General features: G+C 53.7%; 1 rRNA gene. It reads left to right on the top strand.

What is annotated here, in order from left to right:
• Positions 1-1066, top strand: a 16S ribosomal RNA gene (locus MHO32_RS25715); the annotation flags it as partial.
• Between the last annotated feature and the right edge of the window lie 6 nt (positions 1067-1072).

Here is a 1072-nt window from a genome sequence, read left to right on the forward strand (position 1 = left end):
ATTTGACGTTAGCGACAGAAGAAGCACCGGCTAACTCCGTGCCAGCAGCCGCGGTAATACGGAGGGTGCGAGCGTTAATCGGAATTACTGGGCGTAAAGCGCATGCAGGTGGTTTGTTAAGTCAGATGTGAAAGCCCGGGGCTCAACCTCGGAATAGCATTTGAAACTGGCAGACTAGAGTACTGTAGAGGGGGGTAGAATTTCAGGTGTAGCGGTGAAATGCGTAGAGATCTGAAGGAATACCGGTGGCGAAGGCGGCCCCCTGGACAGATACTGACACTCAGATGCGAAAGCGTGGGGAGCAAACAGGATTAGATACCCTGGTAGTCCACGCCGTAAACGATGTCTACTTGGAGGTTGTGGCCTTGAGCCGTGGCTTTCGGAGCTAACGCGTTAAGTAGACCGCCTGGGGAGTACGGTCGCAAGATTAAAACTCAAATGAATTGACGGGGGCCCGCACAAGCGGTGGAGCATGTGGTTTAATTCGATGCAACGCGAAGAACCTTACCTACTCTTGACATCCAGAGAACTTTCCAGAGATGGATTGGTGCCTTCGGGAACTCTGAGACAGGTGCTGCATGGCTGTCGTCAGCTCGTGTTGTGAAATGTTGGGTTAAGTCCCGCAACGAGCGCAACCCTTATCCTTGTTTGCCAGCACTTCGGGTGGGAACTCCAGGGAGACTGCCGGTGATAAACCGGAGGAAGGTGGGGACGACGTCAAGTCATCATGGCCCTTACGAGTAGGGCTACACACGTGCTACAATGGCGCATACAGAGGGCGGCCAACTTGCGAGAGTGAGCGAATCCCAAAAAGTGCGTCGTAGTCCGGATCGGAGTCTGCAACTCGACTCCGTGAAGTCGGAATCGCTAGTAATCGTGGATCAGAATGCCACGGTGAATACGTTCCCGGGCCTTGTACACACCGCCCGTCACACCATGGGAGTGGGCTGCAAAAGAAGTAGGTAGTTTAACCTTCGGGAGGACGCTTACCACTTTGTGGTTCATGACTGGGGTGAAGTCGTAACAAGGTAGCGCTAGGGGAACCTGGCGCTGGATCACCTCCTTATACGAT

This window comes from Vibrio sp. MMH1-50 (assembly GCF_022347645.1).
GTDB classification, from domain to species: domain Bacteria; phylum Pseudomonadota; class Gammaproteobacteria; order Enterobacterales; family Vibrionaceae; genus Vibrio; species Vibrio harveyi.